Consider the following 16,766-nt stretch of genomic DNA (forward strand, 5'->3'; position numbering starts at 1 on the left):
TCCTTCTCGTGGGCCGTCAGGGGGTCGCGTCGAGGCGGCCGGTGGCGGCGATCCGGGCGAAGGTGTGCGCGCTGGGCTTGGGTACGCGGGCGAAGTCCCGCGCGTGGTCGATGGCGATGAGGCCGAACTTCGGGCGGTACCCCTCGGCCCATTCGAAGTTGTCGAAGGCCGACCAGTGCAGGTATCCGCGGACGTCGACGCCTTCGGCGAGGGCCCGGGCGACGGCGGCGAGGTGCGTGCGCAGGTACCGCACCCGTTCGGTGTCGTCCTCGGTGGCGATGCCGTTCTCGGTGACGTACAGCGGCAGGTCGGTCCGGGCGGCGGCGTGGTGCAGGATCTGCCGCAGGCCGTCCGGGTGGACGGCCCAGCCCATCTGGGTGCGCTGGACGTCCGGTGGTGGTTCGCCGAACCGGCCGGGCAGCGCCGGGTCGACCCATTGCTTGCGGTAGTACTGCACGCCGAGCCAGTCGCCGCCGTCCGGCCCGGCCAGACCGTCCAGGTACAGGTCGACGATCTCGTGCTGCAGCAGCCGGTGCAGGGCCCGGCTGGCGTCGTCGTCCCGCGCGGGGGCCAGCAGCGGCAGCTGTACGGCGAGCCCGGTGCGGCACCGGCCGCCGCCGGCCTCGCGGACCGCCCGCACGGCGGTGTGGTGCGCGCCCAGCAGCACCCGGCCGACCCGCTGCCACAGCACCGGGTTGCTGATCCCGGGCGGGTGGTAGCCCTCGAGGTAGCCGTGCAGGGCGATCATCTGTGGTTCGTTGATGGTGCACACGAACGGCATGAGCTCGCCGAGCTCCGCGGTGACGTGCCGGCAGTAGCGCTCGAAACGGTCGGCGGCGCCGGGGGCGAGCCAGCCGCCGGCGGCGGCGAGCCACCTCGGCAGCGTGAAATGGTGCAGCGTCACGAACGCGGTCAGGCCGGCGGCGGCGAGCGCGGTCAGTACCCTTCGGTAGTGGGCGATCGCCGCGGCGCTGTACCTGCCGGGCGCGGGCTCGATCCGCGACCACTCCAGCGACAGCCGGTGCGTGTTGTGGCCGAGCGCGGCCAGCAACTCGAAGTCCTCCGCGTAGCGGTGCAGGTGGTCGATGCCGTCGCCGGAGGACTCCGCGGCCGTGGTGCCCGGCGCCTGCTCGAAGTCCCACCAGTCGTTGTTGGTGTTGCCGCCTTCCACCTGGTGCGCGGACGTCGCCGCGCCCCAGAGGAAGCCGTCCGGGAACCGCTGCACGGTCAGGCGCCGGCCTTGTAGTCGGCGTCCATCGCGGCCAGGACCTTGTCCGGAGTGGACTGTCCGCTGAAGATCTCCTGCAGGCCGGAGAGCATGGTCTGCTGGACCTTGGCGTTCGGCCACAGCTGGTCCATGAACGGGACCGTCCGGTTGTCCTTCAGGAACGTGGTCAGCTCGGTGAAGGCCGGGTCCGCGCCGGAGCCGTTGTCCGGGATCGCCGGCAGGCTGCCCTGCTTGCCGTTGAAGACCTTCATGCCCTCCGGCGACATGATGTAGCTGACGAACTTCAGGGCCAGCTCCTTGTTCTTGGTCTTGGCGTTGACGCCGTAGCCGGCGCCGGCCGCGGCGGGCATCACGAACGTCGCCGGGGTGTCGGTGGCCGGCAGGGCCTTCAGCACGAACGACGCGGCCGGGTTCTTGCCCTTGAGCAGGGCGACGACCCAGTTGCCCTGGATGATGCCGAGGGTCTTGCCGGAGGCGGCGAGCTCCTGGCTGGCCTCGTAGCTGGTGCCCAGCGGGTTCTTCTGGAAGCAGCCGGCGCCGTTCATCTCCTGGTACTTGGCCATCGCCGTCGTCCACGGGGACCGGGCGAACGTCGCCGAGCCGCTCTGCATCTTCGTGTCGAAGTCACGGTCGGGGCCGTAGACGAGGGTGGCGACGAGCGCGTACAGGGCGAGCTGGGTGACCCAGTTGTCCTGGATGCCGAGCGCGAACGCGGGCGTACCCTTGCCGGCCGCGGCGCGGCAGAAGGTGAGCAGCTCGGTCCACGTGGTCGGCGGCTTGAGCTGGGCCTGGTCGAGGGCCTGCTGGTTGTAGACGGCGCCGATGCCGTTGAGGCCGAAGACCGCGTTGTAGGTCTTGCCCTGGAACTGGGTGACGCCCTTGAGCCCGGCGGGGAGCTTGGCCACCCAGGGCTGGTCGGACAGGTCCAGCAGATAGCCGGGCTTGGCGAGCACGTAGGTGGCGCCCGGGTTGCCGTTGCCGGGCCAGACCGTCATGACGTCGGGAGCCGTCCCGGACGCGAGCTGGGTGCGGATCTGCTGCTGGTACTGGTCGGCGCCGCTGGTGGTGTAGCGGACCTTGACGCCGGGGTTGGCGGCCTCGAAGGCCTTGACGACGTCCTCGATGGAGCCCTGGTCGACGGAGGCGAGGGTGATGGTCTTGGTGTCGGTACCGCCGGATCCTGCGTTGGTTCCACTGCTGCAGGCGGCGAGGGCCACGACGGCGGCGGCGGCCGCGGCCGCCACGAGTGCGTGTCGTTTCATGATGTCTCCCTGAGGGGTGCGGCGGCGGTGAAGGTGTAGCGGCCGGACGTCAGGCCCACGGTGAGGCCGCTGGGTGACGGTCCGGCCCGGAGTACCCCCGGCTGGGTGTCGACCGGCCGGTCGTCCTCGCGGACGCTTGCCGGGTCGGCCGTGGGCAGTTCGAGCACGGCGGTGCTGCCGGGTGGCACCGTGGCGGTCACGGTGATCCGGTCGTCGGTGACGGCCCAGCCGCAGGCGACCCGGCCGCGGGCGGTGTCCTGCTCCGCGCGGGCCCAGGTGAGCCGGCCGCCCGGGGTCGGGCGCAGCAGCAGCTCCCGGTAGGCCACCGAGCCGGGGGCCTGGTCGATGCCGGCGACCCGGCCGAACAGCCAGTCGCCGATGCTGCCGAGGCTGTAGTGGTTGAAGGAGTTCATGGCGTCGGCCTGGAAGCCGTCGTGCTCGGTCCAGCCGTCCCAGCGCTCCCAGATGGTGGTGGCGCCGTGGCGGATCGAGTAGCCCCAGGACGGGAACGCGTCCTGGTGCAGCAGCGCGTAGGCGAGGTCGGGCCGGCCGTGCCCGGTCAGGACCGGGCCCAGCAGCGGTACTCCGACGAAGCCGGTCGTGAGCCGGTGGCCGCGCCGCTCGATGTCGGCCGCGAGGTGCTCGGCCGCCGCCGCGACGAGATCCTCGGGCAGCAGGCCGAAGCCGAGGGCGAGCAGGTACGCGGTCTGGGTCTCGCCGGCGACGGTGCCGTCGGCGCTGACGTAGGAGTCGACGAACGCCTGCCGGATCGCGGTGTGCAGTGCGCGGTGCTCGGCCGCCTCCGCCGCGTGGCCGAGCACGGCGGCGACGTCGGCGACGATCGCGGTACTGCGGGCGAAGTAGGCGGTCGCCAGCACCTCCCGCGGGGTGTCGGCGCCGATCTGCAGCCAGTCGCCGTAGGTGCTGCCGGCCCGGCGGCGCCACCGCAGGTCCGGGTTGTGCCGGCGGACGTGCGCGATCCAGGCCTTCATGGCCGGGTACGCGTGCTCCAGCGCCTGCCGGTCGCCGTAGGTGCGCCACAGGTACCAGGGAATGATCACGCCGGCGTCGCCCCAGGCCGGGGCGGCCTCGCGGTCGAGGGTGACGACCGGGGCGACGTCGCGGAACGCCCCGCCGTCGTCCTGCCCGTCGACGACGTCGCGCATCCAGCGGGCGAAGAAGGCGGCGATGTCGGCGTTGCGGCCGGCGGTCGGGGCGAAGATCTGCGCGTCGGCGAGCCACCCGAGGCGCTCGTCGCGCTGCGGGCAGTCGGTCGGGACGGCGACGAAGTTGCCGCGCTGCCCCCACCGGATGTTGTCGTACAGCCGGTTGGTGACCGGATCGGAGCACTCGAACCGGCCCGTGAAGGGCGTGTCGTTGTGCAGGACCTGCGCGACGACGTCGCCGGGGTGGCCGTCGATCTCGGCGTAGCGGAAGCCGTGCGTGGTGAACCGCGGTTCGAAGACCTCGACGGGATCGCCGGCGGCGACGTAGACGTCGGTCGCCGCGGCCCGGCGCAGGTTGGCGGTGTACAGCTCGCCGCCGGCCAGCATCTCGGCGTGCCGGACCGTGACGCGCTGCCCGGCCGGCGCACCGCGCAGGGTCAGCCGGACCCGGCCGACGAGGTTCTGCCCGAAGTCGGCGATGTACCGGCCGGGCGCGCGGCACTGCACCGCCGCCGCCGGGAGCTGCTCGGTGACGCGCACCGGATGGTCGGGCTCGGCGACCAGCGGGCCGGGCTCGGCGTCGAGGACCGCGACCGGCCGGAACCCGTCGGCGGGGCCGGGCTCGTCCCAGCCGGGCACGTGCCGGCGCGCGTCGACGATCTGGCCCATGAGCAGGTCGGCGCCGGCGATGGCGCCGGGTCCCTCCGTCCACGCGGCGTCGGTGGCCACGACCTGCCGGGACCCGTCGGCGTGCTCGACCACCAATTGGGCCAGGAAGGCGGGGTCGTCGCCGTAGTGCCGGGCGGCCCGGCGCGGGTCGAACCCGACGTAGCCGCTCCACCAGCCGTCGGCGACGACCGCGGCGAGCACGTTCGGGCCGGGCCGGAGGTGCCCGGTCACGTCGTAGGTCTGGTACTGCAGCCGCCGGTGGTACTCGGTCCAGCCGGGGGCCAGCTCGCGGTCGCCGACGCGGGCGCCGTTGAGCCGCGGCTCGTAGATGCCCCGGGCGGTGGCGTAGAGGCGGGCGCGGACCGGGGGCCGGTCGAGCTCGAACGAGCGGCGCAGGTGCAGCGGCGGCGGCACGAGGTCGGCCCCGGCGACGTCGTCGCCGCCGGGCGGGTCGACCGGGGGCAGTTCCGCCGGGTCCCGGCCGATCCAGGCCGCGGCCCAGTCGGCCCGGTGCAGCAGCGCGGTCTCGAACCAGCTCTGCGCCGGCTCGGCCGGGGCGCCGGTCTCGTCCCAGGCCTCGACCCGCCAGTGGTAGCGGGTGGCCGACTGCAGCACGGGTCCGTCCCAGGCGACGAGCAGCCCGTCGCCGGACTCGCGGCGCCCGCTGTCCCACACCAGCCGGCCCGGCTCGCCGAGGTCGTCGCGCCGGAGGGCGGCGGTGATCCGGTACGCCGACTGGGCCGCCCCGCGCCGGTCGCTGTCGAGCTTCCACGACAGCCGCGGCCGGGGCCGGTCCACGCCGAGCGGCTCCGCCAGCTGCTCGGCCTGCAGTCCGTAGATGCGCAGGCTCATCCCTTCAGCCCTCCGGCGAAGCCGTTGATGATGCTGCGCTGCAGCGCGAAGTACACGGCGAGCACCGGCACGATGCTGATCACCAGCGCGGCGAAGACGAGGTTCCAGTCCGAGACGTACTGGCCGAAGAAGCCCGCGAGCGCGACCGGCACCGTCTGCTGGGTGCCGCCGCTGAGGTACAGCAGCGGGGTGAAGAAGTCGTTCCAGACCGCCACCGCGTTCAGGACGAGCGCGGTCACCGTGACCGGCTTGAGCATCGGGAAGACCACGTACCGGAACGTGCCGATCGGGGAGGCGCCGTCGATGGCCGCGGCGTCCTCGAAGTCGCGGGGCAGCGAGCGCAGAAACCCGACGTACAGGAACGTCGTGAAGGGCACCTGCAGGCCGGAGTAGAACAGCACCAGCGCCCCTACGGAGCCGAGCAGGCCCAGGTCGCGCATGGTCTGGTACAACGGGAGCGCGGCGAGCTGGAACGGCAGCACGAGCCCGAGCATGATGAGCAGGAAGGTGCCCCGGGACCACGCGGCGGCGACCCGGGCCAGCGGATAGGCGGCCAGCGCGGAGACGGCCAGCACGACGGCGACGCTGACCGCGGTGACCAGCGCGCTATTGATCAACGCGCCGCCGAGGCCGGCCTGCTGCCAGGCCGCGCTGAAGTTCGACAACGTCGGCGCGGTGGTCGGCCGGATCGGCGAGCTCGTGTCGGAGGGGGCCCGGACGGCCAGGTTCACCAGGACGTAGACCGGGAACCCGACGACCGCGGCGGCGGCCACCATCGCCGCCTCCAGGGCGAAGGTCCGCCAGCGGTACCGGTTCATGCCGCCGCCCGCTCGTTGCGCGCCAGCACCAGGTACTGCCCGCTCGAGGCGACCGCCACGATGATGGTGAGGACGACCGCGAGGGCGATGCTGTAGCCGAACTCGCCAAGCGTGAAGGCGTCCTTGTAGATCAGCGTGGAGATGGTGTCGGTGGCGTGCCCGGGGCCGCCGCCGGTGAGCGCGTACACCTGGTCGAAGAGCTTGATCCCGCCGATGATCGACAGCATCAGGTTGATGGTGATCGCCGGCGCGAGCAGGGGCCGGACGATCGACCAGAACCGGCGCACCGGGCCGGTGCCGTCCATCGCCGCCGCCTCGTAGATCTCCTTCGGAATCGACTGCAGCCCGGCCAGAAAGATCACCATCGAGTACCCGGAGAACTGCCACACGATGACCGCCACCACCGACCACAGCGCCAGCTGCGGGTCGCCGAGCCAGTCCGGCCGCCAGGACCCGAGCCCGACCGCGGACAGCAGGCTGTTCACGGCGCCGTCCGGGCCGAGCAGGTTACGCCACAGGTAGGCGGTCACGATCGGCGTCACCACGGCCGGGGCGAACAGGAACACCCGCAGCACGTTGCGCGACTTGATGATCGAGTTGACCCCGAGGGCCAGCAGCAGCCCGGTGCCGTTCTGCACGATCGTGATGGACACCGCGATGACCAGCGTGTGCCAGACCGCCTGGACCGCGTTCGGGTCGTCGGCCATCGCGGCGAAGTTGCCGAGCCCCACGAAGGCCAGGTCCGGCGACAGGCCGTCCCAGTCGGTGAAGGCGTAGTACACGCCCCGGGCACTGGGCACCAGAACCACGAAGGCGAACAGCAGGAGCGCCGGCGCCGCGAACCACCACGGCGGACCGGTCCGGGCTTGCAGCGATGCGATGGGAACCACCTTCTAAAACGTTTCATTGGTACCAAGATCGTGGGCAACGTTTTCCAAATGTGTGACGCCGACCATAGGTTCGAGCCCGCGGCTCCGTCAAGAGATAACGGTGATCGCCCGTACACTGCGAGGGAAACGTTACCCACTCCCGGAGGTAGTGCCGCGATGACGGACCGCCGCGTCACCATCGTCGACGTCGCCCGGCACGCCCAGGTGTCCACGACCACGGTGTCGAAGGTGCTGCGCAACGCCGCCGGCGCCAGCCCGGCCGCGCGGGCCCGCGTCCGGCAGTCCATGGAGGAGCTCGGCTACCGCCCGTACGCCGCCGCCCGCGGGATGCGCGGCCGCACCTACACGGTCGGCGTGATGCTGCCCGACATCCGCAACCCGTTCTTCGCCGACGTCCTCGAGGGCCTGCACGACCAGCTGCACGGGACCGGCTACCAACTGCTGCACGGCACCAGCTGGAACCGCGAGGACACCGAGGCGAGCGTCACCGAGGCGATGATCGACCACGGCCTGGACGGCCTGGTCCTCATCGCCCCGCTCGCCTCCCGCGCCCGGCTGGACCGCATCGCCCGGGCCGTGCCCACGGTCGTCGTCGGCCGGCACGGCCGCTCCGCGCAGTACGACACCGTCACCGACGACGACCACGCCGGCGCGCACCTCGTCGTCAACCACCTCGTCGGGCTCGGGCACCGGCGCATCGCGCTGATCGACCATCACGAGACCGACGCGACCCGGCTGGCCGAGATGCCCAACGCCGTGCGGGCCCTCGGCTACCGCGACGCCATGCGCGCGCACGGCCTCGCCGCCGAGATCGACGTCGTGACGACGACCTACACCCACGACGGCGGGTACCTCGGCGCACGGCTGCTCCTCGAGCGCCCGAGCCTGCCCACCGCCCTGTTCACCGGCGCGGACGTCGTCGCGATCGGCGCCCTGCAGGCCCTGGCCGAGGCCGGGCGGTCCGTCCCGGCCGACATCTCGGTGGCCGGCTACGACAACATCGCCCTCGCCGCCTTCGACCCGGTCTCGCTGACCACCGTCGACCAGGCCGGCCGCCGCATCGGCGGCAACGCGGCCCGGCTGCTGCTGGAGCGCTGCGCCGACCGGCACGCCCCGACCAGCCACATCCGGCTCTCCCCCACCCTCGTCGCCCGGCGCTCCACCGCGCCACCGGCGGCGCGGCCGTAGACTCCCGGGCAACGTTGCCCGCAGCCCCCGCAAGGAGATCGAATGCCGAAACCGGCGGCCACGCGGCGGGTCACGATCATCGACGTGGCCCGGCACGCCAACGTGTCCACCACCGCCGTGTCGAAGGTGCTGCGCAACGCCTACGGGGCGAGCCCCGAGATGCAGGCCAAGGTCCGCAAGGCCATCGACGAGCTCGGCTATCGCCCGCAGGCCTCGGCGCGGGGCCTGCGCGGCCAGACCTACACGATCGGCGTGATGCTGCCCAACATCCGCAACCCGTTCTTCGCCGACGTCCTCGACGGCGCCGCGGAGCTGCTCGACGGCGCCGGGTACCAGCTGCTCATGGGGCCCGGCAGCAACGGCGAGGCGGCGGAGGCCCGGGTCACCGAGACGATGATCGACCACAGCCTCGACGGGCTGATCCTGGTCGCGCCGGTCTCGTCGCGCCGGCACCTGCAGCACGTCGCCGAGCGCGTACCGACGGTCATCGTCGGCCGGCACGGGCGCGCCGCCGGCTACGACTCGGTCGCCGACGACGACATCGCCGGCGCCGCGCTCGTCGTCGACCACCTCGCCGACCTCGGCCACCGCCGCATCGCCCACATCGAGCACCTCGAGCGCGACCGGGACCGCATGACCGAGATGCCCAACGCGGTGCGCGCCGAGGGCTACCGCCAGGCCATGCGCGCCCGCGGCCTGCACGAGTACATCGACATCGCCTCCACCAGCTACACCCAGGAGGGCGGCTACCTCGGCGCGCGGCAGCTGCTGACCCGCCTGCACCCGCCGACGGCCATCTTCGCCGGCGCCGACATCGTCGCCATGGGCGTCATGCAGGCCCTGGCCGAGGCGGGCCTGGCCGTGCCCGGCGACATCGCCGTCGCCGGGTACGACAACACCATGTTCGCCGGCTTCGCGCCGGTCGGCCTGACCAGCGTCGACCAGGGCGGGCGCCAGCTGGGCCGCAACGCCGCCCGGCTGGTGCTGGAGCGCATCGCCGACCCGGCCCGACCGGCGACCCACATGACGCTCACCCCGACCCTGGCCGTCCGCCGGACGACCGCCGCGCCCGGGTAGCCCGGCACCATGCGCCACGGCCGGCCGGGCGTTAGCAGCATCGCCCGGGCAGCCGTGGCGCTGCCGCTCTCAGACGTTCGAGCAGGGAACGCCGTTGAGGTAGAACACCGTCGGGGCCGGGTTCTGCGCGGTGTAGCCGCCCTGGAAGCCGAGGCTCGCGGTGCCGCCGCTCGCGGCGACGGTGCCCGCCGCGGTCACCGTGACCTGGCGGCCCGACTGGGTCCAGGTGGCACCCCAGCCGTTCGTCACGCTCTGCCCGTCGGCCGGCCAGCTGAACGTGACCCGCCCGTCGTTGACCGGCGTCGCGGCGCGGTTGGTCAGCGTGATGGCGGCGATGAAGCCGCCCTGCCAGCTGTTGCTGATCTCGTAGTGCGCGGCGCAGGAGGCGTCGGCCGGGGGCGGGACCGTTACCGTGGCCGGCGAGGTCGGCAGCGACTCGTAGCCGTGGCTGTCCACGGCCACCACCTGGTAGCGGTACGTGGCCCCGATCGTCAGGCCGCTGAGGTCGAGCGTGGTCGTGGCCGGGCTCGCGACCAGCGTCCGGCCGGCCGGTGTGAGCTGGTAGACCTTGTAGCTCGCGACCGGGTACGTGCCGGCCGGGGCCGCGGCCCAGGTGAGCGTGGCCTTGCCCGTGTTGCTGCCCGAGGTGCTGGAGGACAGGTTCGACGCGGTCGGCGCGCCCGGCGGGCCCGGCACGTTGACCACGGTGCCGCCCGAGCCCGCGAGCTGCAGGACGGTCAGGCTGTACGGGCCCACGTTCACCGAGGACGCGGAGCTCCCCGTCGTGGCGGTGATGGCGGTGGCGTTGTTGGCGAAGGTGTACACGGACGGCCGGCCGGACGGGGTGAAGCCGTTGTAGGTCAGGTTCACCGTGCGGGTGGCCGCCGGGTCCTCGTTCGCGATGAGGACGTTGAGCCCGCCGTCGGCCCGGCGCACGGCGTGCACCTTGACGAGGGCGTTGCCGGACTGGGCGCCGACCATCGTGTCGCCGGGCGAGCCGAGCTTCGAGACCATGGCGACGCCGTAGTACGGGGCGAACGGCGTGTTCAGCGGCGGCTCGGTGACACCGCTGCCATTGGTACCGCTGGAGAAGATGCCGCCGTCGCCGTAGTCCTGGGCGCCGTTGATGACGCTCGGGGTGCCGGGGCCGTTGTGCTGGTTCCACCAGTCCACGTTTGTGACGCCGTTCTCGAACCACGTCAGGTAGCTGTCGGCCGCGAAGAGGGCGTTGGGCTGCACGTCCACGGCGACGTTCGAGTTCGTCTCGGTGACCATGATCGGGACATTGGCCGGGTTCAGCCCGGTGTACTGCTTCACCTGCGCCTTCGCCGCGGAGACCATGCCGGCGATCTGGCCCGGGTACTCCAGCGCCGCCGCCACGTCGGTGCTGGGCGGGAAGCCGGCCGGGTACCAGTGGATGATGACGCAGTCCGTCTTCGCGCCGATCGCGCTCAGCACGGTCTCGTTCCACGACTTGGGGTTCGCGGCGTTGGTGACCCCGTCCGGCCAGGCCCCGGGGGTGGTCAGCTGGATGCACACGCGGATGTTCGGGTCGACGGCCTTCATCGCGGCGATGAACTTCAGGGAGTTGGCGGCGTAGACGGCCGGGCCGCAGTTGTACGTCTGGTTCGGGTAGGTGCCCTTCGGGATCGGGGCGCCCGCGGCGTCCGTGCAGTGGCTGTCGGCCTCCCAGTTCGCGCCGTACGTGCCGTTGCCGGCGGTCTCGTTGCCGATCTCCCAGTACCTGATGCCGTAGCTGTTGTCGACGTTCGCGTGCTTGACCCAGCCGGCCGCCAGCTCCGGGGTGCCGGTGCCGTAGTTGACCGTGATGATCGGGGCGGCGCCGGACGCCCTGGCCGTGCCCATGAACTCGGCGAACGTCGTCCCGCCGGCCACGTACCCGCCGTCGGCGACGTGGGTCTGCCAGTTGTAGATGTCCGAGTACGAGCCGCCCGGGTAGCGCAGCGCGTTGAAGCCCGCCGCGCTCAGCAGGCCCGGCATGGCGGAGTGGTTCATGTTGGCGTCGTAGACGGCCGTGTTCAGGCCGACGCCGTTCGCGGGGATCGGGCCGAACCCCGCGGTGGCGTTCACCGTCACGCCGACCGCCGACCCGTTCCCGGGCGGCGTCGAGGCGGACGGCGATACGGAGGGCGACACGGACGGCGACACGGACGGCGACACGGACGGCGACGCAGACGGCGACCCGGGCGGCGAGGCGGGCGGGCTGCCCACCACGCCGTTGCAGGTGGTTCCGTTCAGGGTGAAGGAGGCCGGCACCGGGTTGGACTGCCCCCACGTGCCGTTGAACCCGAACGCGACCGAAGCCCCCGCGGCGACGACGGCGTTGTACGACTGGTTCGTGACCGTCACGGTCGCCCCGGACGTCGTGGCGGTCGCGTTCCAGATCTGCCCGACCGTCTGGCCGGCGCCGAACGTCCACGTCAGCTGCCACCCGTTGAGGGCGTCGCCCAGGTTCGTGACGGAGACGTCGGCCCCGAAGCCGCCGGCCCACTGGGACGTCACCCGGTAGTCCACGCGGCATCCGGACGCGGCGTACGCGGCGGACGTCGCCACGACCGCGACGGCGGCGGCGACCGTGGAGACCACGCTCAGCACCAGCACCGTGCGGCGTGCCTGTCTGTTCATCGGCTTCTCCGATCTCAGCAAGATCTGGAAACTTTCCGGACACTGGGTGTTTATGTTTCGCGGACGCTAGCCACGCGAGTGAGGCCCGTCAATGCCCTCGGGGCGCGCACCGGCGGCGGCCGGTACCGAAAACTGAAAGTTCCACCCCGCCGCCAACCTCACGCTCCACGTGCCGCGTCTACGACAAACGAGGACGCCGCATGACACAGGGGGACGACGCGTGGCCCGGGTACGGATTCGCAAGCATGGCCTGCTGCCCAATGCGGCGTCGCTGCTGTTGTGTGGGCTCCTGGCGGGGCTGGTGGTGGCCGCCGCCGCGTTCCCGGCGATCGCGATGTCGGGGCTGGCCGCGAAGACCGGGTCCGACACGTTCGAGAACCTGCCGACCGACATCGACGTGCTGCCCTCGCCGCAGATCACGTACGTCTACGCCTCCGACGGCAAGACGCTGCTGGCGATGATGTACGACGAGAACCGCCGGGACGTGAAGATCGACGACGTCGCCCCGGTCATGTGGCAGGCGATGGTCGCGGCCGAGGACAACCGGTTCTTCGAGCACCGGGGCGTGGACGTGAAGGGCGTCGCGCGGGCGTTCGTGGCCAACCAGAACGCGGGCGGGACCGAGCAGGGCGCCTCGACGCTGACCATGCAGTACGTCCGGCAGGCGATCGCCTACTCCGCGCGCACGCCGCAGGAGGTGGTCAACGCGACCGACAAGACCTCCACGCGCAAGCTGCGGGAGATGCGGTACGCGATCGCCCTGGAGAAGAAGTTCTCCAAGAAGGAGATCCTGGAGCGGTACCTCAACATCGCGCCCTTCGGCCACGGCGCCTACGGCGTCTTCGCGGCCGCGCACGTCTACTTCGAGAAGGACCCGAAGGACCTCACGCTCCCTGAGGCCGCGCTCATCGCCGGTCTGGTGAAGGCGCCGGGCACGATGGACCCGGCCACCGAGAAGGGCTACCCGGAGGCGGTCAAGCGGCAGAAGTACGTGCTGAACCAGATGGCCGCGATGGGCTACATCGACCAGGCCGCCGCCGACGCCGCCAGCGGCACGAAGCTCACCGTCACCGGCAAGCGCACCCCCGAGGGCTGCGAGTCGATCCAGCGCCCCGGGCTCGACGCGGGCTTCTTCTGCGACTACCTGCGCCGCTGGTGGAACGACCAGAAGGTGTTCGGCGAGGACGAGTACCAGCGCGCCAGCCGGCTGCGGGCGGGCGGCTACACGGTCGTCTCCTCGCTCGACCTGCAGACCCAGACCGCGGCGGCGAAGTACGCGCAGGAGCAGCCCAGCGAGGTCGCCAAGAACCAGCAGGTCCACCTCGGCTCGCCCAACGCGCTGATGCTGGCCGCCATCCAGCCCGGCACGGGCCGGGTGACCGCCCTCGCGACCAACCGGACCTTCAGCAACGACCAGACCGGCAACCGCGAGAACACCAACCCCGGCAAGCGCGGGCAGAAGGGCAACTACCCGAACACCACGGTGCCGATCATCACCGGGGACGCGGACATCCCCGGCTACCAGGCCGGCTCCGCGTTCAAGATCTTCACCGCGGTCGCGGCCCTGGAGTCCGGGCTGCCGCTGGCCACGACGATCCAGACGGAGAAGCAGTTCGTCTCCGACTTCCCGATCAGCGCCGGCAGCTCCGCCGCGTGCAACGGGGCGCACTACTGCCCGAAGAACTCCAACGGGCAGTCCGGCCCGTACAACATGTGGACCGCGTTCGGCAGCTCCATCAACACGTTCTTCGTGCCCCTGGAGCAGCAGGTCGGCGTCGAGCACGTGGTCGACGTGGCCAAGCGCCTCGGCATCCAGTTCAACGCCCCCGACGACGCCAAGCTCGCCGCCGACCCGAAGCAGTGGGGCGCCTTCACCCTCGGCGTCTCCGCGACGACCCCGCTGCAGCTGGCCAACGCCTACGGCACCCTCGCCGCGGACGGCCTGTACTGCGAGCCGACCCCGATCCTCGAGGTCAAGGACAACAGCGGCAAGAAGGTGGAGGGCCTCGACCCCAAGTGCAGGCAGGCCGTCGACCCCGAGGTCGCCCGCGCGGCCGTCGACATGGCCCGCTGCCCGGTCGGCGACCAGTCCGCGAACGGCAAGTGCAACGGCGCCACGGCGCAGTACGCGCGGGGCTTCGTGAAGCGCCAGATCGCCGGCAAGTCGGGTACCACGGACTCGGAGAAGAGCGCCACGTTCACCGTCATGACCAAGCAGCTCGCGGTGTCGGGCTTCCTGACCGACCCGGACTGGCCCGAGACCGACAAGAACATGCTGCACGCGCCCGTGAACTACGCGGCGCTCGGCGTGCTGCGCGACGGCCTGGCCGGCCAGCCGGAGGTCAAGTTCACGCCGCCGAACAAGGACCGGTCCCAGGGCAAGCTCGTGGACATCCCGTCGGTCAAGTGCCTCGCGGTCGACCAGGCCCGGGACAAGGTCGCGAAGGCGGGCTTCGCGGTCACGGTCGCGGCCGGCCAGGTCGCCTCGAAGTGCCCGGCCGGCACCGTCGACCGGACCAACCCGGCCGGCGCCACGACCAAGGGCGGCCCGGTCCAGCTCGTCGTCAGCAACGGCCAGCCCGCGTGACCGGCGCGGGATGGTCCGTTTCCTGCTCGACCGCACCACGGTCCTGCTGACGCGCCGAGCGCTGACGTGGAAAGAAGGGTCGCGGCACTCCTGAGCAGAGTGCGCCGCGACCGGCGGGTGACCGGCCGCGGCGCCGTCCTCTATGGGAGTGGTGCTGTCAGCTGGTGCCGCCGGTCACCGTGGTGCCGGACTTGGTGATGTAGTACGTGATCTGCGTTCCGCTCCAGAAGTGGAAGACGAGCGTGACACGGCCGTCGTTGACCTCGGCGAAGAACTCCGGCTTCAGCGTGATCGTGTTGGCGCTGTAGTCGGGCTGGAAGTGGTCCCAGAACTCCTTGTACGGCGTCCAGTTCGCGGGGCCGGCAGGGCTGCCGTCCGCGTACTTGGCCTCCATGGTCGCGAGTTGGTCGCCGCGGAACTGGGTCGGGATGGTGAACGCGGTCGTGGTGCCGCTGGCGGCGGCCTGGGTCGGCGGGTCGGAGCTGATGATGCTGATCTGCCACGGCACGCCCTGGGAGAACCGGGCCTCGATGGTGGAGTTGACGCCGTAGGCGCGGTTGCCGGCCAGCCTGGTGACGGCGGCCTGGGTGAGAGTGAGCGTGTTGCCCGACACCGTGTAGTCGGTGCCGTTGACGAGGTCGGTGTTGCCCTGCCGCAGGCCCTGGAAGGCGGTGCCGTTGAGGTTGAGCGTCAGCGTCTTGCTGGTGATGGCTCCGGTGTGGGGCACGTACACCTGGTCGGAGGACGCGGTGCCGGAGCGGGTGGTCCAGCCCGCCTTCATCATGGCGAACACGCCCGGGTCCCGCCACTGCAGGGTGTTGCGGTTCAGGAACTGCCCCGCGTCCCATACCATCGTGGTCACGTTGCGGGTGCGGGCCTGGTAGCCGACGGCCTCGATGAACTTCAGGAACTCGCCGGTCTCGATGATGCCGGGCCGGTTGTAGTCCCAGTTGAGCAGGGCCCACTCGCCGATGATGACCGGGATCCCGTGGCTGACGAAGGAGTTGTACACGCGGTCGAAGGTCCCGACCAGGTCCTGTTCCACGTTGGTGTCGTAGCTGGTACCACCGGAAATGTTGACGCTGAACGGCCACCATCCGTAGAAGTGGACCGTCGCGGCGAGGTTGGGGTCGTGCAGCTGGTTGAAGGTGGCGTTCAACGCGTCCAGCCGGCCCTGGTCGGCGTTGGTGTTCAGGGTGGGCAGCACGAGCAGCCGGGTGGCGTTGCCGCCGCCGGACTGGCGCACGATGTGGACGAACTCGGTGTTGAGCTCGTTGAGCACCTGGTAGTTCTGGTCGTCGCCGGACGTGCCGGCGAACTGGGGCTCGTTGATGCTCTCGAACACCAGCTTGGGCGAATAGCCGCGGAAAGTGGTGGCCAGCTGGGTCCACAGCGCGTCGTACCGGGCGAGCACGTTGGTGCGGTCGGTGGGGTAGGTGTTGATCCACTGCCAGGAGTCGTGATGGAGGTTGATCATCACGTAGAGACCCTCGGCCAGGGACCAGTCGACGATCTGCTGAACGCGGCTGAGCCAGGCCGCGTCGATGGTGTACGACGGCGCCGCGCCGTGGTGGTTGCTCCAGGTCACCGGGATCCGGATGCTGTTGTACCCCTGTGACCGCACGTGGTGCAGCAGGGCCTGGGTGGTCAGCGGGTTGCCCCACGCGGTCTCGTCCGGGATGGCGTCGAGCGTGTTGCCAAGGTTCCACCCGGGCTGCATGGCCGCCACCGTCGCCATCGCGTTGCCCGGCGGGGGCGGCGACGAGGGCGACACCGAGGGCGACGCGGACGGGGATCTGCTCGCCGACGGGCTGGTGGACGGTGACCGGCTCCCCGACGGGCTCACGGTCGGCGACGCCGAGCCGCCCACGACGCCGGTGCAGGTGACGCCGTTGAGCGCGAACGAGGACGGCGCGGTGTTGCTGCCCGTCCACGAGCCGTTGAAGCCGAAGGAGACCGTCGCGTTGGTGGCGATGGCCGGGTTGTAGCCGGCGTTCACCGCGGTGGTCTGGCCACCTGACGACGTGACCGTCGCGTTCCACGCCTGCGTGACCTGCTGCCCGGACGGGAACGCCCACGCCAGGGTCCAGCCGTTGATGGGATCGCCGAGGTTCGTCACGTTCACGTTGGCGGTGAAGCCGCCGGGCCACTGGGCCGACACCGAGTACGCCACCCGGCAGCCGGCCGCCGCCTGGGCGCTGACGGCCATCATCGTCCCGGCCGCCAGCAGCGCGGCGACGCCGCCGGCGATCAGGCCGACCCGCAGCCGGGTCCTTCGTAGTTGCCGCAGTTTCATCGGAGCGGTTCCCTTCCTCGCCGGAGCCGTAGGTGGGGTGTCTGTTCTTCGTTGCCGCCAGGTCGTCGCCGTGCAGCTGAGGGCCGG

Annotated in this window: 10 protein-coding genes; 3 read left to right on the plus strand and 7 right to left on the minus strand. The window is 71.5% G+C overall.

The features are described from left to right. Positions 1–16: 16 nt before the first annotated feature. Genes AB0B76_RS34715 through AB0B76_RS34735 form a run of 5 tightly spaced genes read right to left on the minus strand, consistent with a single transcriptional unit; the run spans position 17 to position 6,885 of the window. On the minus strand, positions 17–1,225 hold the full coding sequence (locus AB0B76_RS34715; protein WP_360383285.1) for a family 1 glycosylhydrolase: 1,209 nt from the start codon (positions 1,223–1,225) through the stop codon (positions 17–19). A gap of 2 nt (positions 1,226–1,227) precedes the next feature. After that, entirely contained in the window at positions 1,228–2,490 is a 1,263-nt protein-coding gene (locus tag AB0B76_RS34720) for an extracellular solute-binding protein (RefSeq protein WP_360383287.1), read from the minus strand. Next, a complete protein-coding gene (locus tag AB0B76_RS34725; RefSeq protein ID WP_360383288.1) occupies positions 2,487–5,177 on the minus strand; it encodes a family 78 glycoside hydrolase catalytic domain in 2,691 nt (896 codons plus the stop codon). The genes AB0B76_RS34720 and AB0B76_RS34725 overlap by 4 nt, the downstream gene beginning before the upstream one ends. Then, a complete protein-coding gene (locus AB0B76_RS34730) occupies positions 5,174–5,995 on the minus strand; it encodes a carbohydrate ABC transporter permease (protein WP_360383290.1) in 822 nt (273 codons plus the stop codon). The genes AB0B76_RS34725 and AB0B76_RS34730 overlap by 4 nt, the downstream gene beginning before the upstream one ends. Then, entirely contained in the window at positions 5,992–6,885 is an 894-nt protein-coding gene (locus tag AB0B76_RS34735; RefSeq protein WP_360383292.1) for a sugar ABC transporter permease, read from the minus strand. Before AB0B76_RS34735 ends, AB0B76_RS34730 begins: the two co-directional genes overlap by 4 nt. Positions 6,886–7,041: 156 nt before the next feature. Between AB0B76_RS34735 and AB0B76_RS34740 the strand changes: the two genes are divergently transcribed. Then, on the plus strand, positions 7,042–8,073 hold the full coding sequence (locus tag AB0B76_RS34740) for a LacI family DNA-binding transcriptional regulator (RefSeq protein ID WP_360383294.1): 1,032 nt from the start codon (positions 7,042–7,044) through the stop codon (positions 8,071–8,073). 42 nt (positions 8,074–8,115) lie between these two features. Next, on the plus strand, positions 8,116–9,150 hold the full coding sequence (locus AB0B76_RS34745) for a LacI family DNA-binding transcriptional regulator (RefSeq protein ID WP_360383295.1): 1,035 nt from the start codon (positions 8,116–8,118) through the stop codon (positions 9,148–9,150). A 69-nt stretch (positions 9,151–9,219) separates the two neighbouring features. On the opposite strand, the gene AB0B76_RS34750 is transcribed toward AB0B76_RS34745, so the two are convergent. Next, entirely contained in the window at positions 9,220–11,796 is a 2,577-nt protein-coding gene (locus AB0B76_RS34750) for a cellulose binding domain-containing protein (protein WP_360383297.1), read from the minus strand. Between the two features lie 220 nt (positions 11,797–12,016). On the opposite strand from AB0B76_RS34750, the gene AB0B76_RS34755 reads away from it, so the two are divergent. Further along, entirely contained in the window at positions 12,017–14,383 is a 2,367-nt protein-coding gene (locus AB0B76_RS34755; protein ID WP_360383298.1) for a transglycosylase domain-containing protein, read from the plus strand. 157 nt (positions 14,384–14,540) lie between these two features. On the opposite strand, the gene AB0B76_RS34760 is transcribed toward AB0B76_RS34755, so the two are convergent. Further along, the gene (locus tag AB0B76_RS34760) at positions 14,541–16,679 is read right to left on the minus strand and encodes a cellulase family glycosylhydrolase (protein ID WP_360383299.1); all 2,139 of its coding nucleotides are present in this window, start codon (positions 16,677–16,679) and stop codon (positions 14,541–14,543) included. Positions 16,680–16,766 lie beyond the last annotated feature (87 nt).

Source organism: Dactylosporangium sp. NPDC049140, from assembly GCF_040648435.1.